Source organism: Microbacterium deminutum (assembly GCF_039530205.1).
Lineage (GTDB): Bacteria > Actinomycetota > Actinomycetes > Actinomycetales > Microbacteriaceae > Microbacterium > Microbacterium deminutum.
Genome location: NZ_BAAAOG010000004.1, coordinates 201,859 through 227,274 on the forward strand (window position 1 = coordinate 201,859; position 25,416 = coordinate 227,274).

A 25,416-nucleotide genomic window follows, 5' to 3' on the forward strand; every position below is an offset into this window, starting at 1 on the left:
TCGCTTATATAAGTCAATACGCACTGATCAAGTTTCCGTAGGATGGCGGCATGGCTTCCGACGCGACATCCCTGCCCGCCATCGCGATCCTGGGCGCCGGTTCGATGGGTGGAGCGATCCTCCACGGTCTGGTCCGCTCGGGTCTGGCCGGTGCAGGAGTCACCGCGACGAACCGCACCGCAGCCAAGGCCGCCGAGCTCGCGTCGCTCGACGGCGTGGAAAGTGTGGCGCTCGAGCAGCGACCTGAGGGCAACGCCGAAGCCGTGGCATCCGCCACGATCGTGCTCATCGGCGTCAAGCCCGCCATGGTGCCGGATCTGCTCCGCGAGATCGCTCCGCATCTGAGGCCGGGGGCGATCGTGGTGAGCCTCGCCGCAGGCGTCACCCTCGAGCGATTCGAATCGATCCTCGGTGACGATGTCGCGGTGCTGCGGTCGATGCCCAACACCCCGGCCCTCGTCGGCAGGGCCGTCACGGGTCTCGCGGCCGGCAATCACGCCTCCCAGGCCGACGTCGCCCTGGTCAGGCGCCTGTTCGAGACGGTCGGCAGGGTCATCGAGGTTCCGGAATCGCAGATCGACGCGCTCTCGACCATCTCCGGCTCCGGGCCCGCGTACGTCTTCCTCCTCATCGAGGCGCTCACCGAGGCCGCCGTCGGCAAGGGCTTCGCCGAGGCCGAGGCGAGACTGATGGCGGAGCAGACCTTCATCGGCGCGACCGCGCTGCTCGAGGCATCCGGCGAGGATCCTGCCGAGCTGCGTCGACGCGTCACCAGCCCGAAGGGCACCACCGAGCGTGCGATCGCCGTGCTGCAGGCCGCGCATCTGGACGGCGTGTTCGCCGAGGCGACGGATGCCGCGCTCGCCCGCGCGCGGGAGCTCGCCGCCGGCGCGTAGCAGCGGCGTCTCGGACCCACCAGCGCTCAGCCGAGCGGCGACCTCCGCAGGCTCAGTGGAGCGGTGGGTGTTCTCGTGGGAGCTGGCATCGGGTCTGGCGGGAGCCGCGCCGCAGGCGCGGCGGGGGAATGTCTCCCACGAGGACACCCACCGCGCAGCGGTGTCATCCGGCCCGGCCCGCGAACCAGGAGCCGGTACCCGCCGTCCTACCGCTCGAGCGCCGCGAACCGTTCGATGTCGGAGTTCGTGCCCGACACGATGATGAGGTCGTGGTTCGTCACGATCGTCACCGCTTCGGCGTACCGGAACGGCTTGCCCGGGCTCTTCACGCCGACCACGGTCACGTTGTACTTGGAGCGGACCCCCGATTCGTTCAGCCCGACGCCTCGGATGAACTTCGGCGGGTACATCTTGGCGAGCACGAAGTCGTCGTCGAAGCGGATGAAGTCCAGCATCCGGCCGCTCACCAGATGCGCGACGCGCTCGCCGGCCTCGCGCTCCGGGTAGATCACGTGGTTGGCGCCGACGCGGGACAGGATCTTGCCGTGCGACTGCGACACGGCCTTCGCCCAGATCTGGGGCACCTTCAGGTCGACGAGGTTCGCGGTGATGAGCACGGATGCCTCGATCGACGAGCCCACCGCGACGACCGCGACCTGGAAGTCCTGCGCACCGACCTGCTGCAGGGCCGAGATATCGCGGGCATCGGCCTGCACGGCGTGCGTGACGCGCTCCGACCACTTCTGCACGAGGTCCAGGCTGTCGTCGATGGCCAGGACCTCCCGTTCGAGCCGATCGAGCTCGCCTGCGCACGCGGCGCCGAAGCGTCCGAGACCGATCACGAGGACGGGCGCGTCGCCCCTGATGCGCTCAACCAACGATGGGCCTTTCCACAGGCAGCGAATACAGCTGCGAACGGGATGTCGCGGCCACGGCCGCGGCGAGTGTCACTGTACCAACGCGGCCCATGAAGATCGTCAGGGCCATGACGTACACGGCGGGATCCGGCAGCTCGGAGGTGACGCCCGTCGAAAGTCCCACGGTGCCGAAGGCCGAGATGACGTCGAACAGCACGTCGCCGACATCCTGCCTGCTGATCTGCGTGACCACGATGGTCGAGAGGGCGACGACGGTCGCGCCCCACGCCACGACCGAGAGGCCGACGCGCTGCACGTCGCTGGGGATGCGGCGCCCGAACACCTCGACCGAACGACGCCCTCTGGCCTCGGACCACACCGCGAGGGCGAGGATCGCCAGTGTCGTCACCTTGATGCCGCCCGCTGTCGAGGCCGAGCCGCCGCCGACGAACATCAGCATGCAGCCGACGATGAGCGAGGATCCGTTGAGGTTGCCGATGTCGATGACCGAGAACCCGCCCGAGCGGGTCATCGCCGACAGGAAGAACGCCTGGAAGGTCGTGTCCCACGCGGGCATCGAGCCGAACGTCTTCGGGTTGTCGAACTCGAGCGCGAAGAACGCGACTGCACCGGCGACGAACAGCGCCACCGTCGTGATGAGGGTGAGCTTCGCGTGGAGCGACCAGCGTCGCACATGCCACACGTGCTTCCACAGCGTGTATATGACCGGGAAGCCGATGCTGCCGAGGAACACCCCGGTCATCAGGATCGTCAGCAGGATGAAATCGTCGGCGAACGGCGCGAGTCCTCCGGGATTGGGCGTGAAGCCGGTGTTGGTGAACGCCATGGCCGCATAGAACGGCGCATACCAGAGGGCATCGAGCGGCTGGATGCCGGCCAGGATGAACGCTGGGAACAGCGCCAAGGCGACAGCGACTTCGATGACCAGTGTCGACATCGCGACGGTGCGCAGCAGCTGGCCGACCTCACCCAGGCGCACGGTCTGGCCCTCGTTGACCGGTCCGGCGTGGCTGCGCAGCGGATTTGTGTCGCTCGCCGCGATGAGTTTGGCGCGCAGGCCGAGGCGCTTGGAGATCACGAGCCCGAGGATCGATGCGAGCGTGAGCACGCCCATGCCGCCGATGTTGACGCCGATGTAGATGATGACCTTGCCGAACGGCGAGAAGAAGCTCGCGACGTCCACGGTCGACAGGCCTGTCACGCAGATCGTCGACACGGCGGTGAAGACGGCGTCGGCGAGCGGAGCGGACTTTCCGGATGCCGTCGCGGCGGGAAGCGACAGCAGCGCGGTGAAAACCAGGACCAGTGTCGAGAAGACGAGCACGGCGAATCGGGCGGGGGACGATGTGGTCAGATTGCGGAACTCGTCGAACATGCGACGCAGTCCTGTTCGGGCGACGAGCGGCCCGCTCGCCTGGCCCTCGTATGCCTTCTGCCGGGTTCGGGTGCCGCTGACGCGTCTGCCCTCCGACATGCACGTCCTCCCTGTGGCCGCCTGTCGGCGGGAACGCCCTCATGGTACTCCGCGGGGCGCGCGGCTAATCTGAGCACATGGCGGACATCTTCGACGTGATCGCGGACGGCACGCGTCGCGACATCCTTCGGCTTCTGCTCGATCGCGCGTCCGCCGGCGAACGGGGCACGAGCGTGTCGCATATCGTGCAGGAACTGGGGGCGAGTCAGCCGACGGTTTCGAAGCACCTGAAGGTGCTGCGCGACGCGCACCTGGTCTCCGTCCGAGAGGATGGTCAGCACCGCTATTACAGCCTCCTGGCGGCGCCACTGGACGAGGTCGACGACTGGCTGGTGCCGTTCCTCGACGACGACTCGAGCGGGGACTACGCGGCTGCGCCGCCGTTGACCGAGTCGGCGGCACATGCCGCAGAGGTGGTCGGCCGAGCCGCGGCATCCGCGAGGTACGCCGTCGCGAGCGCGCTGAAGAAGCTTCCCGGCCGCTGAGCGGCGAGGGCCGGCGAGGGCTAGGGCGTGGTCGGCGCGGGGGTCGGCACGGGTGTCGGCTGCTCCTGGCCGGGTTCCTCGGGTGGGATCTGCTGTTCCCGACCGTCGTGCTTCCCTCGCCCCTGGCCGCCGCCCTGCTGCTGTCCGAATCCGTCCGGACCCTGCCAGATGTGCACCTGTGCGATCTCCCTGCCGGCGTTATGGCTGCCGATCACCCAGCCGACCACACCGCCGGCGCCGAACGCGAGGCCGAGAAGCACCAGGCCCCCGATGATGGCAGCGACGATCACGCCGATGTGACTGCTCGATCCGCGGGCGGGAGGTGCGGGACTCGGCGCGGCGCCGGAGTAGACCGGATACCCGGGGGCAGCGGCCGCGGACGGCGGCGGAACGATGTAGGCGGTGGGGGCGGGCTGCACCGGCTGTGCCGGCCCAGGCTGCTGCGGCTGGTCGGTCGACATGTGTGCATTAAGCGCCTGTCTGCTGTCAGTCCGACCAGCCGCAGCTATGGATCCGCTGGGAAATCCGGCGCTGCGCTCAGCGGCGCCCCGCCTTCCTCCCGAAGAGCCACGCGCCCCAGGCGAAGGCGATTGCGAGGATCGCGAGGCACCATCCGATGGCCCACCAGCCCGCTCCGTCCATCGGGGTGCCCATCAGCAGCGCCCGTATGGCTTCGATGATCGGCGTCACGGGCTGGTTGTCGGCGATCCACTGCAGCCACGACGGCATCGATTCGACCGGTACGAACGCACTCGACAGGTAGGGGATGAACAGGATGATGAACCCGTAGCCGCTGGCGCCCTCGGGACTCCGCGCCGCCAGGCCGATCGCCCCGAACAGGTAGGTGATCGCGAGGATGTACAGCGCAATGAGCCCGATGGCCCCGAGCCACCCCGAGACGCCCGCCGTGGGGCGGAAGCCGAGCAGCAGCGCGACCGTGATCACGACGCCGGTCGCGACGAGGTTTCGCAGCAGGCTCGCCACGACGTGGCCGGTCAGCACCGCGCTCGGGCGCAGCGGCATCGTGCGGAACCTGTCGATGATGCCCGCCTGCATGTCGCGGGCGACGTAGACGGCCGTCGTCGCCGCCCCGAATCCGGCGCAGAGCAGGATGATTCCCGGCACGACGTAGTCCACGTAGCCCCCGGAGGGATCGATCGCGCCGCCGAACACGAACGTGAACAGCAGCATGAGCATCACGGGCAGCATGATCGACATCAGCAGCGACTCGCCGTCGCGCAGCGAGTGCCGAAGGCTTCGGGCGACGAACACGCCTTCGGCCGTGAGTCCCGAGATTCGGGGACGGATGCCGGGCAGTGCCGGAGCGAGAACGGTCATGCGAGTTCCTTGACGGTGAGGGCCTCGGCGCGGCGCGCCTCGGTCGAGGTGAAGGTGAGGAACACGTCGTCGAGGCTGGGCCGCCGCAGCGTGACGACCCCCTCGGCGCCGGACTGGTCCAGGACGTCGAGTGCGCGGCGCAGGTCTGAGACCGATCCGTCGGTCGCCACCTCTCGCAGCAGCCCGCCATGCTCATCGCGCAACTCGATTGCGTCGCCGCCGACGCGTGCCTTGAGCTGGGCCGCTGTCCCGGTCGCGACGATGCGGCCGCCGTCGAGGACGGCGATCCGGTCGGCGAGCTGGTCAGCCTCCTCGAGGTACTGCGTCGTGAGGAAGACGGTCGTCCCCGCGTCCGCCAGCGAGCGGATGACCTCCCACAGCTCCCGCCGGCTGCGGGTGTCGAGCCCCGTGGTCGGCTCGTCGAGGAAGAGGATCTCGGGTGCGACGACGAAACTGAGTGCCAGGTCGAGACGTCGCCGCATGCCACCGGAGTATGCGGCGACGCGTTTGGTGGCGGCATCCGCGAGATCGAAGCGATCGAGCAGCTCGAGCGCGCGTCTGCGGGCGGCCGAGCGGGACAGCCCAGAGAGCCGGCCGAGCATGATCAGGTTCTCGAGACCCGTGAGGACGTCGTCGACGGCCGCCGACTGCCCGGTCAGGCTGATCCGCTGCTTGACCTGCTCGGGATGGGCGACGACATCGATTCCGGCCACGAGGGCGCTGCCTTCGTCGGGTCGCACGAGTGTCGCGAGCACATTGATCGTGGTGGTCTTGCCCGAGCCGTTCGGACCGAGGAGAGCGAAGACCTCTCCGCTGTCGACGTCGAGATCGAGGCCGTCGAGGACGACCTGGCGGCCGAAGGACTTGTGCAGTCCCCGGACCTGGATGGCGGCGGCGGTCGGTGATGGCATCGTGGGCATCCTTTCCTCTGTGTACTACGGAAACTGTTTATGACGGTAACACACTGTTTACGCTCTAAACAGTCCTAGGATGGAGAAATGGTGGAGACCGACGAAGAAGACGCCGACCTTCCGCGCGGCATCGCGCTGGCATGGGGTGTGGCGGCCAGCCCGCAGCGGGGGCCCAAGCGTGAGATGAGCGTCGAGTCGATCGTCGAGGCGGCGGTCGAACTCGCGGATGCCGAGGGGCTCGGCGCCGTCTCCATGGCCGCCGTCGCCGCACGGCTGGGTTACACGCCGATGTCGCTGTACAGGTATGTCACGGCGAAGGACGACCTCATCCTGCTGATGGAGGAGGAGGCGACCGGGCTGCCGCCCGAGAACATCGGCGAGGTCGAGGGGTGGCGCGGGCGGCTCGAGGCCCTCTACCGGGCGACGGTGCAGCTCTATCTGACGCATCCGTGGATGCTCGACATCCAGATCAGCGGATCGCCGACGACGCCCAACAGCGCCGCGTGGATGGATGCCGGGCTCGCCGCCCTGTCCGAGACGCCGCTGTCCCACAGCGAGCGCCTCTCGATCATGCTCTTCATCACGGGCCAGGCACGGTGGTGCGGGTCGATCCTCGCCTCGTATGCGCGCATCGCCCGCGAGGACCACATCGACGACGCCGAGATCAGGCGTCGTGAAGATGCGCTGTTCCGCCGCCTGATCACGGCAGAGGCCTACCCGGCCCTCCGGGCCGCGATCGATGACGGGGTCTTCCTCACCGCGAGCGATCCGTTCGCGTTCGGCCTCGCGCGCGGGCTCGACGGCATCGAGGCGTACCTGCCCGCGGCAGCCGCCGGCATCCACGACCTGCCGCAGCCCTCGAGCGGCGTGGATGACGCCGACATCGCCTTCGACAAGCGTTTCCGCGAGGCGCGTCGTGGCGTGCGAGAGGCCGAGAAGGCGCTGCGCGAGGCCCGCAAGCTGGAGCGCATCGCCGCTCGTGACGCGCGGGAACGTGCGCGTCGGGCACGGGGTGCGTGACCCGGCACCTCGCGCCCCACGAATCACATCAGCCACACCGGTTTACATGCGTCGCTCGAAGGCTCTAAAGTGAGCGCAGCACTTCTCTCGCGACGGCGCGAGCCAGAGGTGCATTTGGGGATTTCGTAGGAGGAACCATGGCGGAGCTGCCCGATGTCCGCTTCCTGACCGTCGCCGAAGTCGCCGAACTCATGCGGGTCTCCAAGATGACCGTGTACCGCCTCGTCCATTCCGGCGAGCTCCCCGCCGTGCGCTTCGGGCGCAGTTACCGGGTTCCGGAATCGGCCGTGACCGAGGCCCTGCAACGGCCGATCGCGGACGTCGGCTAGACTGTCGAGAGGCATTTTCCGCAATCTGCCCTTGCCGGGCGCGACGACACGCGTCCAAACCCCGACTTAGTGAGGTTTTCCGTGGGTTCAGTCATCAAGAAGCGCCGCAAGCGCATGGCGAAGAAGAAGCACCGCAAGCTGCTTCGCAAGACTCGCCACCAGCGCCGCAACAAGAAGTAAGCGGCATCCGACACCAAGCGCCCCCATGCGGTCTCTGTGCTTAGACAAGCTCAGCGGCCGGAAGACGGGGGCGCTTCGTGTTCCCGTCGAAGCGCATCCTGAACACGAGAGGCGATTGATGCAGTCGATCACCGTCCAGCAGCTCCACGACCGGGCCGGCGCCCCGCTCATCGATGTGCGCGAGGTGTACGAGTTCGAGGCCGGTCATGTTCCCGGATCCGTGAATCTGCCGATGTCGACGCTCGGCGCTCACCTGGACGAACTCCCGGCCGAGCCGTTCGACGTCATCTGCCAGGTCGGGGGCCGGTCGGCGCGCGTTGTGGAGGCGCTCGCCGCGCGCGGCTTCGATGCGACGAACGTCGACGGCGGCATCTCCGAGTGGGTGGCCGCGGGGTTTCCCGTCGAGCGCTGAGCGCTCGATGGGTGGAACGGCATCGAGCGCTGAGCGCTCGACCGGTGGAACGGAAACGAGCCCTGACAGCACGGCCGACGCCGGCACGCACCGACTCTAGGATGTGACGGTGACGACGCTCACCCTGATCGGCAAGCCCGACTGCCACCTCTGCGATGTCGCGCGCGAGGTCGTCGAGACCGTCGTGGCCGAACTTCCGGACGAGGCGGTGACGATCGACGAGGTGTCGATCCTCGAGGATCCCGCCCTCTACGAGCTCTGGCGGGAGAAGATCCCGGTCGTGCTCATCGACGGGAGTCTGCACGGGCACTGGCGCGTCTCGCCAGAGCGGCTCCGCGCAGCGCTCGTGGCCGCAGGCTGACGGCCGTCGTCACAGTTCGACGACGGCGGCATCCGGGGCGTTCGTCTTCACGGACTCGATTCCCTTCAGGGCGTTCGCCTTCGAGGCGTAGCCCTGGCTGGTGGCGATCACCTGACCGTTGGACGCCTTGAGGTTGAAACGCCAGTCGCCGCCCTTGTCGACCCAGAGTTCGAACGTGCCAGCCATCATGACTCCCCTCGGATCCGCGTTCCCGGAATGAGCCGGGCGCTCGTGCCCACGCTAGCCGTGGTGGGCACGCCGAGGAAGAGGTCCTCGCCCCGGCGCGGGTGGGTCAGGGAGCGAGACGCGTGGGCCCGCGGAACAGGTACGTGACCTCGCGGATCGAGGACTCGCCGAGCAGCAGCATCAGCACGCGCGCGAGCCCCATGCCGAACCCGCCGTGGGGCGGGGCGCCGTAGCGGAAGAAGTCGAAGTAGAAGTCGAGGTGCTCGGCCCCGAGACCCTTCTCCTTCGCCTGCTCGATGAGCACGTCGACCCGGTGCTCGCGCTGCGCGCCCGTCGTGATCTCGACCCCCTTGAAGAGCAGGTCGTAGCTCTTGGTGAGCCCGGTCTGCTCGTCGCGCATGTGGTAGAAGGCGCGGATCTCGGGGTGGTAGTCGGTGATGAACACGTACTGGTGTCCGAACGTCTCCTCCACGTGGGCGGAGATCTGGCGCTCGCCCTCGGGGTCGAGGTCACCGTCGGTGCGGGGGATGTCGTAACCGCGCGCCTTGACGATCTCGCGCGCTTCGGCGAGCGGGATGCGCGGGAACGGGATGGCAGGCACAACGACCTCGAGGCCGAACAGCTCCTCGATCTCGGCGCCGTGCTTCTCCTTCACGGCTGCGATCGCCGTGGCCAGCAGTTCCTCCTGCATCTTCGCGACATCCTCGTGCGAATCGATCCAGCTGATCTCGGCGTCGATCGAGGTGAATTCCGTCGCGTGGCGCGACGTGAACGAGGGATCGGCGCGGAACGCGGGGGCGATCTCGAAGATCTTCCCGAAGCCGGCGACCTGGGCCATCTGCTTGAAGAACTGGGGCGACTGAGCGAGATAGGCGGTGTCGTCGCCGAAGTAGTCGAGCGAGAACAGCTCGGCGTTCGACTCGGATGCCGAGGCCATGAGCTTCGGCGAGTGCACCTCGATGTAGTCGCGCTCGATCCAGTAGGTGCGCATGGCATGCTCGAGGGTCGTCTGCACACGGAAGATGAGGTTGTTGCGGCGCTGGCGCAGATCGAGGAATCGCCAGTCCATGCGCTTGTCCTGGGCGCTGTCGGCGGCGATCGGCGTCTCGGGCAGCGCTGCCGCGGCGATGTCGAGCGAGACGATCTTGATCTCGACCCCGCCGAGCTTGACGCGCTCGTCGTGCTTCAGTTCGCCGTGGACGGTGAGGAATGTTCCGGTGGTGAGGGCCGAGATGGTGTCGGTCAGGGCGAGCGTGGCGGCATCCTGGTCCGTCGCCTCCGGCTCGGGGCGAGTTGCGGGGTTCACCAGCTGGATCGCGCCCGTCTCATCGCGCAGGATGACGAACTGGACCCGCTTCTGATCGCGGACGGTCTCGACCCACCCGGACACCGAGACGGGTCCGTCGGGACGGGACTGCAGCTGCTGGACGAGGACGCGTTCACTCACGAGCGACCAGTCTACGTTGGCGAGATGCCGGCGCTCAGCCCGGGGGGCATGGGGGGCGGACGCAGTCGGTGCGGTGGTTTGCGCGGGTCGCAAGCGGATTCATCTCGACTGGCTCGAGGGGTCTTCCGCTTACCGGGGGCTCGACGAAGCGGGGACCGCGTCTATCGGCCGATCACGTCGAGCAGCCGCGTTCGGGACTTCGTGGCAGGTCGCCACCGCATCGAGGGGTCGACCCAGGAGGGTGCCTGAACCTCAGGGACTTCCCGACTGATCCGGATCCGCCGCGGCCCGGTGTCGATGAAACGATGTTGGTGCCAACACAGCATCACGCCGTTGTCGCTGTGCGTCGGGCCCCCCTGGCTGCTCGATCCCTTCGGCATGGGCCCAGCCGTGCTCACCCCCTGGGGAGGAGTCGACCGGGGACCCGCAAGGGCACCCGGATTCGCGTGAGTCATCATCAGCGCGGGTTGCGGAGGCCTGATCGTCCTGGCGGTGTGGTTCATCGGCGTCGGCGTCGGAGTCGGCATCGCGAGCGACGGCATCCCACACGCAATGCCGCGCCGGCCGCTCGGCAACCCCACAGAACAGCCCCACGTAGACTGTTCGAGTGCCCGCCGACCGCCTTCATCTCGTGCGCCACGGGGAGGTCCACAACCCCCGCCGCGTGCTGTATGGCCGTCTTCCGGGGTACGGGCTGAGCGATGACGGACGACGGATGGCGCGCCAGGCCGCCGAGTACGTGCAAAGCCTCGATCGCCCCGTCACCTCGCTCGTCTGCTCCCCGTTGCAGCGCACAAAGGAGTCGGCGGAGCCGTTCACCGAGATCTTCGGGCTCGAGCCCGTCCTCGACGAGCGGGTCATCGAGCCCACGAACGTCTTCGAGGGGCGCCATATGACGCGGGCCCTGCTCAACCCGTGGAACTGGCGTCATCTGCGGCGCCCATCGATCCCCAGCTGGGGTGAGCCCTACCTCGACGTCATCGCCCGGATGAACAAGGCGATGACCGAGGCCTGGGAGGCCGTCGATGGCGGGGATGTCGTCATCGTCTCCCACCAGCTGCCGATCTGGGTGACGCATCTCGCCGTGGCCGGAATCACTACGCGTCACGACCCTCGTGATCGGCGCTGCGCGCTATCGAGCATCACGAGCTTCCAGATCGTCGACAGCAAGTGGACCGAGGTCGCATACGCCGAGCCGGCCTCGACCGCCGGCGCCATAGATGTGGGGGCGGTGTGATCAGGCGTCGCGGCCGGGCCGCGGCATCCGTCCTCATCGCCGTCGTGCTCGCCGCCGGACTCGCCGGCTGCGCCGACGATCCGCTCGCCGCTCAATACCGCTCCGGAGACAACAAGGGGTACATCTCGGGCGACTTCCGCGTCGTCGAGATCCCGGCCGCCGACCGGGCTGAGCCTGTGGACTTCCACGGCACCACCGAGACCGGTGCTGCCGTGTCGAGCGCCGACTACAGCGGCAAGGTGCTCGTGGTGAACTTCTGGTACGCGGGGTGCGGTCCGTGCCGTGCCGAGGCGAAGGATCTCGAGAAGGCGTACTCCGAGCTCCAGGGGCAGAAGGTCGCGTTCCTCGGCATCAACACCGCCGACGCCCCGCAGTCGGCGACCGCCTTCGCCGACAAGTACGGCGTCGGCTACCCGAGCGTCATGGCTGCGGATGACGGCGCGGTCAAGCTCGCGTTCGCCGAGCGGACGCCGATCAATGCGACCCCGACGACGCTGGTGCTGGATGGCGAGGGTCGCGTCGCGGCGCGGATCATCGGCCAGCTGCCTGACGCGTCCGTGCTGACAGCCCTCGTGCGGGACACGCTGGGGGAGCTGTGAACCCGGCGGGCATCGTCGCCGACGGATCGCTGCTGCTCGCGATCCCGATCGCGGTGCTCGCGGGGCTGATCTCGTTCCTGTCGCCGTGCGTGCTGCCGCTCGTGCCCGGATACCTCGGCTTCATCGGCGGGGCGGTGACACCGCGCCCAGCGACAGACACGGCTTCCTCGGCCGACGGTTCGGCCGTGTCGCGTGATGGATCAGCCACCGCCGTGGCCCGAGCGACGACCGCCGTCACCGTCGACGCGCCTCCGCGCGGCCGGCTGCTGCTCGGGGTCGTGCTGTTCATCGCGGGGTTCACGCTCGTCTTCATGAGCGTCGCCATGCTCGGCGGCACCCTCGGCCGGTTCCTCGTCGAGTATGCGGACATCATCACGCGCGTGCTCGGGGTCGTCATCATCGCCCTCGGCCTGGTCTTCATCGGGATCTTCGGCATGGCTCAGCGCACCATCCGGCCGCAGGTCCGCAGCAATCTCGGACTGATCGGGGCCCCGCTGCTCGGCATCGCGCTCGGCATCGGCTGGACGCCCTGCATCGGCCCCACCCTCGCGGTGATCCTCGGGATGTCGTTCGACGGCGGGTCCGCCGCGCGGGGCGCGATCCTGGGCCTCGCGTACTCGCTGGGCCTCGGCATCCCGTTCATCCTGCTCACGCTGGGGTTCGGCTGGGCGACACGGTCGGTCGCGTTTCTGCGCCGGCACATCCGCGCGGTGAACCTCATCGGCGGCGCGATCCTCATCGTGCTCGGCATACTCATGGTGACGGGTGTGTGGACGACGTTCATGACTCAGCTGCAGGGGGTGTTCCTCGGTGTCCCGCTCCCGCTCTGACGCTTCGACCGCCTCCGAGATCGGCGCTCCCGTCGAGGGGACGCTCCGCCCTGCCGATCACGCCGACGCCGCCCTAGACGCCGCGGACGAGGCATCCGGTATCACCCAGCCACCCCTGGGCGTCGTCGGCTGGCTCCGCTGGGCGTGGCGCCAGCTCACTTCGATGCGCACCGCGCTGGTGCTGCTGCTGCTGCTGGCGATCGCCGCGGTGCCCGGCTCTCTCGTGCCCCAGCGCGGCGCCGACCCGAACGGGGTCACGCAGTACTTCGCCGACAATCCGGACCTCGCGCCGGTGCTCGACAAGCTGAGCCTGTTCGACGTCTACTCGTCGCCGTGGTTCTCGGCGATCTACATCCTGCTGTTCGTGTCGCTGATCGGCTGCGTGATACCGCGCACGCGGCACCATTGGAAGGCCCTTCGCGCGCGGCCGCCGCGCACGCCCGCGCGGCTCGAACGGCTCGACGCGCACCGCGAGTCGATCGTCGAACTGGATTCCGGGATGGATGCCTCGACCGAGCCCAGCACCAGTGCGGCCGACGCCGAGCGCGCGATCCAGCTCGCCCACGACCAGCTGCGCAAGGCCGGCTACCGCGTCGAGCGCTACGACAGCGGCGCGACCCTCTCGGTCTCAGCTGAACGGGGCTATCTCCGCGAGACCGGCAACCTCGTGTTCCACGCGGCGCTGGTCGGCGTGCTCGTCGCAGTCGGCCTCGGCGGCGGGTTCACCTACACCGGCCAGAGCATCATCATCGAGGGCCGCACCTTCGTCAACACCATGCTCGACTACGCGTCGTTCAATCCGGGCCGTTTCGTCGACGAAGACAGGCTGACGCCGTATTCGCTGACGCTCGACCACTTCTCGGTGACGTACCAGCCGGCCGGCACGACCGGAGCCGGCAACGCGGGGGACTTCGCGGCGCACCTCACCACCGAGATCGCAGGCCAGCCGGCGCAAACCGGCGAGGTGCGGGTGAACCATCCGCTCACCCTGGCGGGCGACCGGATCTACCTGATGGGCAATGGCTACGCGCCGACCATCACGATCCGCAACGCCGCCGGCGACATCGTGTACTCGGAGTCGGTGCCGTTCCTGCCGCAGGACAAGAACATGACCTCGCTCGGGGTCATCAAGGTGCCGGACGGGCTTCCGAAGCAGCTCGGTCTCGTCGGGTTCTTCTATCCGACGCAGGCGCCGCTGGCCTCGGGAGCGTTCTCTTCCGCGTACCCCGCGCTGGTCAACCCGGTCGTCTCGCTCAACGTGTATGCCGGCGATCTCGGCATCGACGACGGCACGCCCCGCTCGGTCTACACGCTCGACCCGACCGGCATGACCCAGCTCACCGGCGGCAAGACCGGGGTCGACTCGATCGAGCTGGCGCCTGGCCAGACGCAGAAGCTGCCGAAAGGCTACGGCACGATCACCTTCGAGAACGAAGCACCAACCGGTGCTCAGGGCTATGACGGCTCGGTCAAGCGATTCGTCTCCCTCTCGATACATCGGGATGTCGTTGCCCCGTGGATCCTCGCGTTCGCCGTGCTCGCCACGGCGGGGCTGCTCGTGGCGCTGTTCGTGCCGCGCCGCCGGGTCTGGGTGAAGGTCGTAGCGCAGGGCCGCACCCTTCGGATCGAGTACGCAGGACTCGCACGCGGCGAGGATCCGCCGCTCGACGGCGCCGTCGGCCAGCTCGCGCAGCGCCACGGCGACGCCCTCGAGTCCGTGCTGCGCACGCGGGCGGCGGATGCGACCGACCCGGCTTCGAAGCCGCGCCCGACGCGGACGTAGGATATCCCTATGCCGGAAACCGCCCCGCTCACCCTCGATTCGGTCTCGGTTCTTCTGGTCTGGACCGCCATCACGATCTATGCACTGGCGTTCATCGCGTATGCCGTGGACCTGGCGCGCCGGTCGGCGCAGGTCGTAGACACCAAAGACGCGCGCGAGCGCGAACTCGTCGGCGCCGCTGCGGGAGCGGTCGGCGCGACCGCGATCAGCCGCGTGCGGGACGAGGTGCGCATCGCCGACGAGGCCCTGAACGCCCGTCCGGCCGAACGTCGCAGGCTGCTGTGGGCACGGATCGGCACCTCCCTCACTGTGCTCGCGTTCCTCTTCCATGTCGGCGGCGACGTGACGCGGGGGATCGCGGCCGGGCGCGTGCCGTGGTCGAACATGTACGAGTTCGCCCTGACGGGCACGATGCTCGTCGTCGCCGTGTATCTCGGGGTGCTCTTCCGGTACGACCTGCGGTTCCTCGGCTCGTTCATCACCGGGCTGGTCGTGCTGCTGCTCGGCGGCGCGACGCTCGCGTTCTACGTCGAGATCGTGCCGCTCATGGATCCGCTCAAGAGCGTCTGGCTCGTCATCCACGTGTTCGTGGCCTCGCTTGCGACGGCGCTGTTCGCACTCGCGTTCGGGCTGTCGGTCGTCCAGCTGATGCAGGCGCGTCGAGAACGCAAGGCGCTCGCGGCGGAAGCCGGTTCCCCGGTGAAGGCCGGGCCCGGATTCCTTCGGACTCTTCCCAGCGCCGAGGCGCTGGAGTCGCTCGCGTACCGGTTCGCGATCCTCGGGTTCATCTTCTGGACCTTCACCCTCATCGCCGGCTCGATCTGGGCCAACGACGCGTGGGGACGCTACTGGGGCTTCGACACCAAAGAGGTGTGGACCTTCGTCATCTGGGTCCTCTACGCCGGATACATCCACGCTCGCGCGACGCGGGGCTGGCGCGGATCGCGGTCCGCATGGCTCTCGATCATCGGGTTCGCGGCTGTGCTCTTCAGCTTCACGATCGTGAACATGTTCTTCAAGGGCCTGCACGCCTACTCCGGCCTGCACTGACCTCGGCGAGGCCCACCGGGCTCCGCGAGCCTGAGAAACCGGAATCCCGCCGAGAATCCACGTGCTGCGTGGTTTCTGGGCGGGATTCCGGTTTGTCAGCGGGCTCGTGGTTTCTCGAGGCCCGAGGTCGCGAGGTCAGGCAGGGGCGGGGGATGCCGCGAGCAGCTCGCGCGCGGATGTCGTCCGCTTGCGGGCGACCGCGATGACGGTCGCCAGGAATGCGAGCAGCGACCAGATCGCGAGGCCGGCCAGTGCCGCACCGACCCCGGATGCCGAGGTGAGCGCCGCGACCATGCCGTTGTAGGCCGGCGCGGTCGGCATGAGGGCCGCGACGCTCGACAGCACTCCCGGCACCGTGGAGACGACGCCCGTCGCGACGGCGAGGACGCCGACGAGAGCCGAGATCCACCGGCCGGCCCCGCCGAACACCGCGACGAGTGCCTGGTTGACGGCGGCGAACGCGATGCCCGCGGCGATCGAGATGCCGGCGAACACCGACCACGAGGCCCAGTCGTAGGATGCCGCGAACTGCACCACTCCGGCGACGAGCAGACCCTGCGCCGCGCCGAGCGCGGCCGCAGGCGCGAAGCCGCGCAGCGCCAGGACCGCGGACGGGGCGCGGGAGGTCAGGGCGCGGCGCGATACGGCCTGGAGCGCCACGAAGGTCGCGAGTCCGCCGAACCACAGCGCGAGCATCGCGAGCAGCGGAATGGCCGATGCGCCGAAGAGCGAGGTTCCGGCACCCTTCGCCGCGACCGGATCGGCCACGACATCCGCGAGGCTCGTGGCCTCGGCATCCGTGTACTTCGGCAGCGACGATGCCGCCTTGTGGAGTCCGCCGGCGAGGTCGCCGGTGCCGGCGGCGATGGACTGGACGCCGGCAGCGAGGGACCGCGCTCCCGATGCGAGCTGGTCGCCGCCGGTTCCGAGCTGCGATGCGCCGCTCGAGAGCGCCACCGCTCCCGAAGCGGACTGGTCGATGCCGCCCGCCAGCTGGGTGAGGCCGCCCGCTAGAACGCGGGTCTGGTTCGCGGCATCCGTCAGCCCGGCACTGGTCTGCGTCGTCAGCTGGCTGATCCCGGACGATGTCGGGGCGGCGTATCCGTTCGCGGTGCCGGCGCTCGTGGCGGCCGCGACTGCACCCTGGGCGGCGCCCCCGGCGGACTGGGCGAGTGCGACCGAAGCCGCGGCGGCATCGGCGACGCGCGCGCAGAACGCGGCAGACCCGCCCCCAGCGACGCAGTCGGCTGCGAGGCCGCCCATCGTCTGGGCATGGGTCTGGGCCGACTGCGCGACTCCGCCCGAGGTCTGGGCCAGCGCAGCGGTCTGGTCGGCCGCCTGCTTCGCATACGTTGCGGACGCGGCCGCCGCGGCGACCAGCTCGGGGCTCTTCACGTTCGCGGCGGCTCCATCCAGTCCCGCGGCCAGCTGGTTCGTCCCTGCTGCGGCATCGCGTGTCTTGCCGGCGATCGTGGTGAGGCCGCCGCCGAGGCTCGAGGCGCCCGATGCGATCCCCCGCGCCCCGTCGGCGAGCTTCGTCGCCCCGCCGGGCAGCGCGGCGGCGCCGTCGGCGGCCGTCTGCGCGCCGGATGCGAGCTTGTGGGCGCCGTCGGCGGCCTTTCCGAGCTGGTCGCCGAGAGTCGTGAACCCGAGGAACACGTTCTCGAGATAGACCTTCGAGAGCTGGTCGCCCATCAGGGATGCCGCCGCCGTCGTCACCTGCGAGGTGATGGCGTCGTCGACGATCAGGCTGTCGGGCGGCGTCTGCACGTTGATGGTCGCCTGGGTCGGAGTCTCGCCGGGCTGGGTCGACGTCGCTGCCGCCGAGAAGTTCTCGGGGATGGTGACCACGGCGGAGTAGGTGCCGTCGGCGAGACCCTTCGCCGCGTCATCCGCATTCGAGAGCGTCCACGTGAGGTTGCTGGGCTCGGAGTCCGAGCCCTTGACGAGCCCTGCGGTGAGCTGCCGTCCGAGCGGCACGTACTGCCCCTTGATCGTGACCGGCTTGTCATCGTTCACGATGGCGGCGTTCAGCCCGTCGAGTCGCTCGACGGGGTTGTAGAGCGCGGCGACGAGGATGCCGCCGATCACGACGGGCAGCAGCAGCACCCCGATCAGGGTCAGCCACGTCACGGGACGACGCGTGCGCGCCCGTTCGAGGGCCAGGGACAGGCGGTTCGCGGTCATGAGAGCACCTCGGAGGGCAGGGCGGAAGCGGAGAGATCGAGGACGGCCGTGCCGGAGCGACGGGCCTCGGCGAGCAGGGCGCGGGCCAGGTCGGGGTCGGTCGCCGAGACGAGGACCGTCGGCGAGCCGGCGTCGCGCAGCACGGCGGCGGCGCGGTCGCGCACAGCCGTCGACGTGAGCGCGTCGGCGCCGTCGACGACGACGATGGGCGCACCGCCGCGGACCGCGCGGCGCAGTTCCGCCACCGGGTCGTCGGCGCCGTCCAGCAGCGCGACGCCGACGTGCGAGCGCACCCACGCGGCGCGCTCCGGCAGCAGATGACCTGCCACGCGCAGCCGGCCGCCGGTGGGGGCGACACGGCCAGCGACCGTGAGCAGCAGAGCTCGCGCCGCGCGCGGATCGGCCGACGTCACGATGAGCGAATCGCCGGGCTCCACGCGCACGCTCGCCGCGCTGTAGAGCTCGATGTCGCCCTCCGCGAGGACGAGGTCCTCGGCGACGACGGCCGCCCGCGTGTCGGGCTCGGGCCAGTCGTGCAGGGCGAGTTCCCGCTCCACGGCCTCGCCTTCGATGTCGAAGTGGGGGAGTGCGCGGTCGAGCCAGCGCGGCATCCACCAGGCCTTCTCACCGAGGAGCGCCATCACGGCGGGGACCAGCGTCATCCGGACCACGAAGGCGTCGATCACGATGCCGACGGCGAGACCCAGCGCAATGGGCTTGAGCGAGGCGTCGCCCTCGGGGACGAAGGCCGCGAAGACCGCGAACATGATGACGGCGGCCGCCGTGACCACGCGTGCGGATGCCGTGAACCCGGAGCGCACCGCATTGACGGCGAGCGCGCGATCGGCACCCCCGGCGCGAGCACGGGCGTGGACGAAGTCTTCCCGCATGCGCGACACGAGGAACACCTCGTAGTCCATCGCCAGGCCGAACAGCACGCCCATCAGGATGATCGGCATGAAGCTGATCACAGGGCCGATCTTGTCGACGTTGAGCGGCCCTGCGAGCCAGCCCCAGTCGAACACCGCGGCCACGACACCGAATGCGGCGGCCACCGACAGCAGATAGCCCAGGGCGGCCTTGATCGGCACCCAGATCGAGCGGAAGACGATCGTGAGGAGGATCAGTGAGAGCCCGACGACGAACACGCCGAAGGGGAGCAGTGCCCCGCCGAGGCGGTCCGAGATGTCGATCGCGACCGCCGTGAAGCCGGTGACCTTCAAGTCGACGCCGTACTTGTCGAGGAGCCGGTCGTGCTGGGCGCGCAGCTCGCGCACCAGATCCGCGGTCGCAGGGTCGTCGGGCGCCGTCTCGGGCACGATCTGGATGATGCCGGTGTCGGCGGTCTGGTTAGGCGTGGCCAGTGCGACGGTCTTCACGCCGGGGATCTTCTCGATCTCGGTCGCGAGGTCCTTCATCAGCTTGAGCGGGTCGTTCGAGGTGACGATCGTGCCGGTCATGATGAGCGGACCGTTGAATCCGGGGCCGAAATGCTCCGACGTGAGGTCGTACGCCTGTCGCGCCTCGCTCGAGGTCGGCTGCATGCCGGCATTGGGCAGGGCGAGACGCAGGCTGGCGGCCGGGATGGCGAGGACGCCGAGGCCGACGATGACGGCGACCGTCGTGACGACCGGATGCCGCGTGACCCCGGTCACCCAGCGGTCGGCGAATCCCCGCTTCGCCTTGGCCGGGGCCGACCTTCTGGCGGGGACGCTCTCCTCCGTCGCCGCGTCATTCGTGGGCTCGGGGCGTGCCAGTCCGCTCGACGACCGGGAGCTGCGCGAGCGCCGCTTCCAACCCACGACCTGGCCCTTGACGAACCCGAGGAACGCGGGGGTGAGCGTGATCGCGACCAGTACGGCGATCGCGACGGCGACGGACGCCGCGATGCCCATCGTGGTCAGGAAGGGGATGTTGGCGAACGAGAGGCCGATCAGCGCGATGAGCACCGTCACTCCGGCGAACACGACAGCCGAACCGGCCGTGCCGGTGGCGCGGGCGGCGGACTCCTCGGGCCCGACCCCGGCTCGGACCTGGTCCTGATGTCGCGCGGCGATGAACAGCGCGTAGTCGATGCCGACGGCGAGTCCGAGCATGATCGCGAGGAGCGGCGTGGTTGACGAGATGCTCGCGAATGCGGTGGCGACGAAGATGAGCGACACGGCCAGCGCCACCCCGATGATGGCGCTCGCGAGGGGGAACCATGCCATCCGGAAGGACCGGAAGGTCACGATGAGGACGAACAGCGCGATCATGACGCCTACGGCCTCGATGATCGAGATCTTCGGGAGCGACTGCGAGAACAGGTCGCCACCGACCGCGACCTGCGATCCTTCGGGCAGCGACTGCTGCAGCTCTGCGCCGAAATCCTTCAGCGCGGTCTTCGTCTCGGGGGAGACAGCGGTCGCCTGCCCGTCGAACTGCAGGCGCACGATCGCTGCCGAACCGTCATCCGAGACGAGGCCCGTCACCATCTTGTCGAATGGATCGGTGACCGCCAGGACTCCGTCGAGGTTTTCGATCGACGACACCGTGTGCTCGATCGCGGACGAATAGGACTCATCGGTGACCTTGTGGCCGTCGGCCGCGACGACGACCATCTGCGCGCTCGTGCCGCTCGCCTGTGGGAAGGAGCGGCTCAGCTGCTCGATGCCCGCCTGCGCCTCGGTGCCTGGGATCGAGAAGGCGTTGTCGGTGCCCTTCATGAAGAGGGCGGCGCTTCCGCCGGCGATGCCGAGCAGGAGGAGCCACGCAACGAGAACGCGCCACGGGTGACGGTAGGACCAGCGGCCGAGTGCGTAGAGCAGGGTGGACAACAGCGCCTCCGTGGTCGGGATCAGAAGTATTCTTCAGAATCGATACGGCGCTGTATCGGATACATGAGTGTATCGTAGAGCGAACGGGAGGCCCGAACCTGAGTACTCCGTGTGTGTTTCGATAAACTCGGCAGGCGAGGCGTGAGGAGGATCGATGACCGACGTCGTCGCGACCACGCGCCGCCGCGAAGCCACCCGCCAGAAGCTGCTGGACGCCGCCGCACAGGTGTTCGCCGAGGTGGGGCTGGACGCCGCTTCCGTCGAAGCCATCTGCGAGCGTGCCGGCTTCACGCGCGGCGCCTTCTACTCGAACTTCGAGACCAAGGACGAGCTGTTCCTGGAGCTCGCGGGGAACGTCGCTCGCGAGCGGGTTCGAGCCGTTCGCACCCGGGTGCTCGAGCTCGAGAGCGCCGGGGCGCTCAGTGAGCTGCCGACCCTCGCCCTCGACATCGTCCAGCAGGTGCTCGACGTCTCAGCGGACGACCGGCTGGGCGTTCTGCTCAGGAACGAGATCCGCATCCACGCGCTGCGCACTCCTCGGCTGGCCACGGCGTACCTGGCACAGGAGGACGAGATGCGCCGGAGTGTCTCGCAGATCATCGACGACATCGCGCGGGCGAAGTCGCTGCGGTTCCGGATGACCTCGGACGAGGCGGCGCGACTGATGCTCACGGTGTGGGATGGCGCATCGGTGCGCGCGGTGATGGCGGGTCTCGACCACGAGCAGATGTGCGCCCACACCAACGCCGAGCTCGCCCGCGTCGCACAGCTCATCATCGACGTGCCCGAGCACTGACGTCGCCGGCAGCCGCCGCCCGGAGGCGATACCGCGCCTCAGCCGCCGAGCAGCGCATGGCAGCGCGCGATCCGGGCGCGCCACCACTCCTGGCGATCCATGGACGCAGTCAGCTCGTCGAGCCGGGAAGGGTCGGGCGCCACCCGCCCCACCGGCAGGACCCCGCCGCGCGGCGCAAGCGCCGGGCTCGCGACATCCGCCGTGAACAGCGATGCCGTCCCCAGGCCGCAGTCGTAGTCCAGCGCGGGGAGAGCGGCGGCGAGGGCGAGTCCCATCGACAGCCCCACCGATGTGTCGAGTGCGCTCGAGACGACCGCCGGCAGGCCGGCTTCGGCCACGATCGCGAGCGCTCGCCGCACCCCGCCGAGCGGCTGGGCCTTGATCACGAGCAGATCGGCGGCACCGGCCCGCGCGACCGCCGTCGGATCGGCGGCCTTGCGCACGCTTTCGTCCGCGGCGATCGGGATGCCCATGTACTTCACGCGCCGTCGCAGCTCGGCGAGCTCCTCGACCGTCTCGCACGGCTGCTCGGCGTACTCGAGGTCGTACTCGGCGAAGGCGTGAAGCGCTCGCTCGGCCTCGTCGACGTTCCAGGTGCCGTTGGCGTCGACGCGGATCCGGCCCTCCACGCCGAGCGCTTCCCGCACCGCCGCAACGCGCGCGATGTCGTCGGTGAGCCGCTGTCCGGGCTCGGCGACCTTGACCTTCGCGGTGCGGCAGCCGTCGAAGCGCGCCAGCAATTCGGGGACGGATGCCGCAGCCACGGCCGGCACGGTGGCGTTCACCGGGACCTCATTCCGCAAGGGGGCGGGCTGCGGCATCCACCCGAAGTCGATCGCCGCGGCGAGCCACGTCGACGCTTCGTCGTCGCCGTATTCGACGAACGGCGAGAACTCGGTCCACCCCTCGGGCCCCTGGAACAGGACGGCCTCGCGGACGTCGATGCCGCGGAATGGGGTGGCGAGCGGAAGGACCACGACGCGCGCGGAAGCGAGGAGGTCGTCGAGCGGGGGAGGGGATGCCGCGGCGTCGTTGCTCACAGCTCCATCATGCCGTGTCAGGACAATCGGCCTTGGCCCGGTCGAACCACGCGCAGCCAGCGGTATCCGTACGCAGGCAGCTCGATCGTGGCGCGCTTGCGATCATCGAGTGCGATCCGCTCGGGTCCGAGCAGGTCGATCAGTGCCTCGGCCTCGGGTTCGTCGCCCAATGTCAACGTCGACTGCACCGGCACATCCGAGAAGTTGTGCAGCGCTATGGATCGTCCCACATCCGCCGTCAGCGAGTGGGCGAGCACGGCGGAGTGGTCCTGGTCGAGCACGTCGAAGCGCCCCCAGCCGAGCTCGGCCGACGAGCGATACCTTGCGGCGAGCCGCCGGATGAAATGGTGCAGGGATCCGTCGTCGGCGAGCTGTGCCTCCACGTTGACATGCTGCGGCGCGTACCCGTCCGCCGGCGGCGGCGCCACCAGCCGCGAGGGTGCGGCGGACGAGAACCCGCCGTTCTTGCCGGCGGTCCACTGCATCGGCGTCCGCACCGACCGCCTTCCCTCGATCTCGGTGTTCTCGCCCATCCCGATCTCCTCGCCGTAGAAGAGGACGGGCGTGCCCGGCAGCGTGAACAGCAGGCTGTAGACCATGCGGATGCGGCGTGGATCGCCGCTCAGCATCGGGGGGATGCGCCGCGTGATGCCGCGGCCGTAGACCCGCTGGCGCTCATCGGGGGCGAACGCGTCGAAGACCTCCTGGCGCTCGGCATCCGTGAGCTTGTCGAGCGTGAGCTCGTCGTGGTTGCGCACGAAATTCGCCCACTGCGACTCGGAGGCGATCACGGGTCGCCCCGCGAGGGCACGGACGAGCGGCGCCGGGTCGGACCGCGCGAGGGAGAGATAGAGCGCCTGCATGGAGATGAAGTCGAACTGCAGCGTGAGTTCTTCGGCGCCGGCACCGCCGAAGAACTGCAGCTGCTGATCGAAAGGCAGATTCACCTCGCCCAGCAGCACCGCGGCGCTGCGCCGTCGCTGCAGGAACCGGTGCAGGTCGCGCAGGAACTCGTGCGGATCCTTGATGACGACCCCGGGCGGGGCTTCGATCAGGAACGGCACCGCATCCACGCGGAATCCGTCGACCCCGAGTTCGAGCCAGAACCCGATCATCTTCGCGATCTCGTCGTGCACATGGGGGTTCGCGATGTTCAAGTCGGGCTGATAGCGGTAGAAGCTGTGCAGGTAGTACTGCCCGCTCTCCTCGTCGAGCTGCCAGACGCTGGACTCCTCGCCTGGAAAGACCGTCTTCTGCTGCGTCTTCGGTGGCTTGTCGGCCCACACGTAGAAGTCGCGGAACTTCGAGGTGCGACTGCGGCGGGCGTTGACGAACCACGGGTGCTTGTCGGACGTGTGGTTCACGACGAGGTCGACGATGACCCGGATGCCGCGGTCGTTCGCGGTTCTGATGACCTCGACGAGGTCTCCATGGCTGCCGAGTCGAGGGTCGACGCCGTAGAAGTCGGTGATGTCGTAGCCGTCGTCCCGACCGGGGGACGGGTAGAACGGCATCAGCCACAGGCAGGTCACGCCGAGGTCGGCGAGGTAGTCGATCCGCCGCGCCAGGCCCGCGAGATCGCCGACTCCGTCGCCGTCGCTGTCGAAGAACATCTCCACGTCGACGCAGTAGATGACGGCGGTCTTCCACCACAGGTCACTCGTATCGCTGATTCTCATCACGCCTCCCACGGTCGAGTGTTGCGCCCGGATGGCGTGCTCGTCAGGGGCTTGCACCAGCATGCGCGGTAGGCAAGTGGCGAATACAGCTCAAACAACGATGTGCGGTTGACTATAGTGTGTGTCACACAGTATAGTGTGAGGCATGAGCGAGACCGAGGCACTCGACACCCACCTGCAGGAGCTGCGGCGCGGCACGGTCGTGCTCGCATGCCTGCGGCTGCTCGAGCGGCCCGGCTACGGCTACGGGCTGCTCGAGCAGCTCGGCGCCCGAGGCTTCGACACCGACGCCAACACGCTCTACCCGCTGCTGCGGCGCCTCGAGAAACAAGGGCATCTCACGAGCGAGTGGAACACCGACGAGGCGAGGCCTCGCAAGTTCTACCGCACCAGCGCGGCGGGCGCACGCCTGGCCGCACAGCTCACCGAAGAATTCCGGTCGATCGCCGGGGCGATCGACGCACTCCCCCAGGAGAACTGACATGAACGGCAGCACCACCCTCACGGATCGCTACATCGCGGCGGCGATGCGCACGGTACCCGAACAGCAGCGCGCTGACCTCGCAGCCGAGCTGCGCGCGTCGATCGACGACCAGATCGACGCGCGGGTCGAACAGGGCGAGTCGAGGGATGCCGCCGAGCGCGTCGTGCTGACCGAGTTCGGCGATCCCGATGTGCTCGCCGCCGGATACACCGACCGCCGCCTGTATCTCATCGGGCCGCGCCTGTATCTGGTCTGGTGGCGGCTGCTGAAGCTGCTGCTGTGCATCGTCCTGCCGCTCGGGGTCGCGGGAATCACGCTCGGGCAGCTCATCGCCGGGGCCTCCATCGGCGCCGTCATCGGGTCGGCGGTCGTCGGCGCCCTGTCGATCGCGGTGCACCTGTGCTTCTGGGTGACGCTCGTGTTCGCGCTTCTCGAGCGCGCGGGCTCAGGGCGGCCCCGGGGGGCCCTGCCCGAGTGGAGTCTCGATCATCTCCCCGAGCCTCGGCCCGTCGGCGTGGGGGTGGCCGACCTCGTGGTCACGCTCGTCTTCCTCGCCGCCGCCGCGGTCGCCGTGCTGTGGGATCAGCTGATCGGATTCGTCCGCATCGACGGCGCGCCACTGCCGATCCTGAGCCCGGGACTGTGGCCGTGGTGGATCGCCGGCCTGCTCGCACTGATCGTCGCCGAGGCGATCTTCGCCGTCGTGCTGTTCCGCACGCGCCGATGGACGAAGGAACTGGCATTCGCCAATGCCCTGATCGCCCTCTCCGGCGCGGTCCCGGCGCTCTACCTGCTGTCGCAGAACGCGCTGCTGAACGAAGCGTTCTTCACCACGGTGATCCCCGAGGACTCGGCGGCCGAGGTGTACTCCATCGTCTCGATCCTGACCGGCTTCGCCATCGTCGTGATCGCGGGCTGGAACATCGTCGACGGCATCGTCAAGACCTGGCGGATGTCGCGCTCCGCGGCCGCCGGCATGGTGCAGGGCTTCTAGGCTT

General features: G+C 68.9%; 26 protein-coding genes. 15 read left to right on the forward strand and 11 right to left on the reverse strand.

Translation table 11 applies throughout. The features are described 5' to 3' along the window. Positions 1-50: 50 nt before the first annotated feature. Positions 51-896 (forward strand): pyrroline-5-carboxylate reductase, encoded by an 846-nt coding sequence (gene proC, locus ABD212_RS12575; protein ID WP_344095127.1) that lies wholly within the window; start codon positions 51-53, stop codon positions 894-896. 206 nt (positions 897-1,102) lie between these two features. Here proC and ABD212_RS12580 read toward each other — a convergent pair whose 3' ends face one another. Together ABD212_RS12580 and ABD212_RS12585 are read right to left on the reverse strand one after the other, a co-directional pair. Next, positions 1,103-1,774: a potassium channel family protein gene (locus ABD212_RS12580; RefSeq protein ID WP_344095129.1), complete on the reverse strand. Its 672-nt coding sequence runs from the start codon at positions 1,772-1,774 to the stop codon at positions 1,103-1,105. Next, a complete protein-coding gene (locus ABD212_RS12585; RefSeq protein ID WP_344095263.1) occupies positions 1,767-3,149 on the reverse strand; it encodes a TrkH family potassium uptake protein in 1,383 nt (460 codons plus the stop codon). Before ABD212_RS12585 ends, ABD212_RS12580 begins: the two co-directional genes overlap by 8 nt. Before the next feature lie 176 nt (positions 3,150-3,325). Between ABD212_RS12585 and ABD212_RS12590 the strand changes: the two genes are divergently transcribed. After that, positions 3,326-3,733: an ArsR/SmtB family transcription factor gene (locus ABD212_RS12590; RefSeq protein WP_344095131.1), complete on the forward strand. Its 408-nt coding sequence runs from the start codon at positions 3,326-3,328 to the stop codon at positions 3,731-3,733. Positions 3,734-3,753: 20 nt separating this feature from the next. On the opposite strand, the gene ABD212_RS12595 is transcribed toward ABD212_RS12590, so the two are convergent. From ABD212_RS12595 to ABD212_RS12605, 3 genes are all read right to left on the reverse strand, one after another. Further along, positions 3,754-4,194: a hypothetical protein gene (locus tag ABD212_RS12595; RefSeq protein ID WP_344095133.1), complete on the reverse strand. Its 441-nt coding sequence runs from the start codon at positions 4,192-4,194 to the stop codon at positions 3,754-3,756. Positions 4,195-4,270: 76 nt separating this feature from the next. After that, positions 4,271-5,071 (reverse strand): ABC transporter permease, encoded by an 801-nt coding sequence (locus ABD212_RS12600; RefSeq protein ID WP_344095135.1) that lies wholly within the window; start codon positions 5,069-5,071, stop codon positions 4,271-4,273. Further along, positions 5,068-5,982 (reverse strand): ATP-binding cassette domain-containing protein, encoded by a 915-nt coding sequence (locus tag ABD212_RS12605; protein ID WP_344095136.1) that lies wholly within the window; start codon positions 5,980-5,982, stop codon positions 5,068-5,070. Before ABD212_RS12605 ends, ABD212_RS12600 begins: the two co-directional genes overlap by 4 nt. 87 nt (positions 5,983-6,069) lie before the next feature. Here ABD212_RS12605 and ABD212_RS12610 point away from each other — a divergent pair, with 87 nt between their 5' ends. From ABD212_RS12610 to ABD212_RS12630, 5 genes are all read left to right on the forward strand, one after another. Beyond that, positions 6,070-7,002 carry a TetR/AcrR family transcriptional regulator gene (locus tag ABD212_RS12610; protein ID WP_344095138.1) on the forward strand — a complete coding sequence of 311 codons (933 nt, stop codon included), beginning with the start codon at positions 6,070-6,072 and terminating at the stop codon, positions 7,000-7,002. Positions 7,003-7,139: 137 nt separating this feature from the next. Further along, the gene (locus ABD212_RS12615; protein ID WP_019182077.1) at positions 7,140-7,331 is read left to right on the forward strand and encodes a helix-turn-helix domain-containing protein; all 192 of its coding nucleotides are present in this window, start codon (positions 7,140-7,142) and stop codon (positions 7,329-7,331) included. Positions 7,332-7,412: 81 nt separating this feature from the next. Next, positions 7,413-7,511 carry a 30S ribosomal protein bS22 gene (locus tag ABD212_RS12620; RefSeq protein ID WP_003792170.1) on the forward strand — a complete coding sequence of 33 codons (99 nt, stop codon included), beginning with the start codon at positions 7,413-7,415 and terminating at the stop codon, positions 7,509-7,511. A 118-nt stretch (positions 7,512-7,629) separates the two neighbouring features. Next, positions 7,630-7,923 carry a rhodanese-like domain-containing protein gene (locus ABD212_RS12625; RefSeq protein WP_344095141.1) on the forward strand — a complete coding sequence of 98 codons (294 nt, stop codon included), beginning with the start codon at positions 7,630-7,632 and terminating at the stop codon, positions 7,921-7,923. A 109-nt stretch (positions 7,924-8,032) separates the two neighbouring features. Continuing rightward, on the forward strand, positions 8,033-8,284 hold the full coding sequence (locus tag ABD212_RS12630) for a glutaredoxin family protein (protein ID WP_344095143.1): 252 nt from the start codon (positions 8,033-8,035) through the stop codon (positions 8,282-8,284). 9 nt (positions 8,285-8,293) lie between these two features. Here ABD212_RS12630 and ABD212_RS12635 read toward each other — a convergent pair whose 3' ends face one another. Both ABD212_RS12635 and aspS read right to left on the reverse strand, forming a co-directional pair. After that, on the reverse strand, positions 8,294-8,470 hold the full coding sequence (locus ABD212_RS12635; RefSeq protein WP_344095145.1) for a YegP family protein: 177 nt from the start codon (positions 8,468-8,470) through the stop codon (positions 8,294-8,296). 106 nt (positions 8,471-8,576) lie between these two features. Then, positions 8,577-9,917: an aspartate--tRNA(Asn) ligase gene (gene aspS / locus ABD212_RS12640; protein WP_344095147.1), complete on the reverse strand. Its 1,341-nt coding sequence runs from the start codon at positions 9,915-9,917 to the stop codon at positions 8,577-8,579. 607 nt (positions 9,918-10,524) lie between these two features. Between aspS and ABD212_RS12645 the strand changes: the two genes are divergently transcribed. Genes ABD212_RS12645 through ccsB form a run of 5 tightly spaced genes read left to right on the forward strand, consistent with a single transcriptional unit; the run spans position 10,525 to position 15,416 of the window. Continuing rightward, positions 10,525-11,154 (forward strand): histidine phosphatase family protein, encoded by a 630-nt coding sequence (locus ABD212_RS12645; protein WP_344095149.1) that lies wholly within the window; start codon positions 10,525-10,527, stop codon positions 11,152-11,154. After that, positions 11,154-11,753, forward strand: a complete 600-nt coding sequence (locus ABD212_RS12650; protein WP_425561271.1) for a TlpA family protein disulfide reductase — start codon at positions 11,154-11,156, stop codon at positions 11,751-11,753. The genes ABD212_RS12645 and ABD212_RS12650 overlap by 1 nt, the downstream gene beginning before the upstream one ends. Then, positions 11,750-12,583, forward strand: coding sequence for a cytochrome c biogenesis CcdA family protein (locus ABD212_RS12655; RefSeq protein ID WP_344095153.1), 834 nt, complete (start codon positions 11,750-11,752; stop codon positions 12,581-12,583). The genes ABD212_RS12650 and ABD212_RS12655 overlap by 4 nt, the downstream gene beginning before the upstream one ends. Further along, the gene (gene resB / locus ABD212_RS12660; protein ID WP_425561269.1) at positions 12,564-14,366 is read left to right on the forward strand and encodes a cytochrome c biogenesis protein ResB; all 1,803 of its coding nucleotides are present in this window, start codon (positions 12,564-12,566) and stop codon (positions 14,364-14,366) included. The genes ABD212_RS12655 and resB overlap by 20 nt, the downstream gene beginning before the upstream one ends. 9 nt (positions 14,367-14,375) lie before the next feature. Continuing rightward, positions 14,376-15,416: a c-type cytochrome biogenesis protein CcsB gene (ccsB, locus tag ABD212_RS12665; protein ID WP_344095155.1), complete on the forward strand. Its 1,041-nt coding sequence runs from the start codon at positions 14,376-14,378 to the stop codon at positions 15,414-15,416. Between the two features lie 135 nt (positions 15,417-15,551). On the opposite strand, the gene ABD212_RS12670 is transcribed toward ccsB, so the two are convergent. Continuing rightward, on the reverse strand, positions 15,552-17,603 hold the full coding sequence (locus tag ABD212_RS12670; protein ID WP_344095157.1) for a YhgE/Pip domain-containing protein: 2,052 nt from the start codon (positions 17,601-17,603) through the stop codon (positions 15,552-15,554). Continuing rightward, on the reverse strand, positions 17,600-20,419 hold the full coding sequence (locus ABD212_RS12675; RefSeq protein ID WP_344095159.1) for an MMPL family transporter: 2,820 nt from the start codon (positions 20,417-20,419) through the stop codon (positions 17,600-17,602). The genes ABD212_RS12670 and ABD212_RS12675 overlap by 4 nt, the downstream gene beginning before the upstream one ends. A 154-nt stretch (positions 20,420-20,573) precedes the next feature. Between ABD212_RS12675 and ABD212_RS12680 the strand changes: the two genes are divergently transcribed. Further along, a complete protein-coding gene (locus tag ABD212_RS12680) occupies positions 20,574-21,215 on the forward strand; it encodes a TetR/AcrR family transcriptional regulator (protein ID WP_344095161.1) in 642 nt (213 codons plus the stop codon). Between the two features lie 38 nt (positions 21,216-21,253). Here the strand turns inward: ABD212_RS12680 and ABD212_RS12685 are convergent, their stop codons facing one another. Together ABD212_RS12685 and ABD212_RS12690 are read right to left on the reverse strand one after the other, a co-directional pair. Further along, a complete protein-coding gene (locus ABD212_RS12685) occupies positions 21,254-22,255 on the reverse strand; it encodes an o-succinylbenzoate synthase (protein WP_344095163.1) in 1,002 nt (333 codons plus the stop codon). A gap of 17 nt (positions 22,256-22,272) precedes the next feature. Next, the gene (locus tag ABD212_RS12690; protein ID WP_344095165.1) at positions 22,273-23,934 is read right to left on the reverse strand and encodes an alpha-amylase family protein; all 1,662 of its coding nucleotides are present in this window, start codon (positions 23,932-23,934) and stop codon (positions 22,273-22,275) included. 145 nt (positions 23,935-24,079) lie between these two features. On the opposite strand from ABD212_RS12690, the gene ABD212_RS12695 reads away from it, so the two are divergent. Then, on the forward strand, positions 24,080-24,415 hold the full coding sequence (locus ABD212_RS12695) for a PadR family transcriptional regulator (protein ID WP_344095167.1): 336 nt from the start codon (positions 24,080-24,082) through the stop codon (positions 24,413-24,415). Between the two features lies 1 nt (position 24,416). After that, on the forward strand, positions 24,417-25,412 hold the full coding sequence (locus tag ABD212_RS12700) for a permease prefix domain 1-containing protein (protein WP_344095168.1): 996 nt from the start codon (positions 24,417-24,419) through the stop codon (positions 25,410-25,412). The last annotated feature ends 4 nt before the right edge of the window (positions 25,413-25,416 follow it).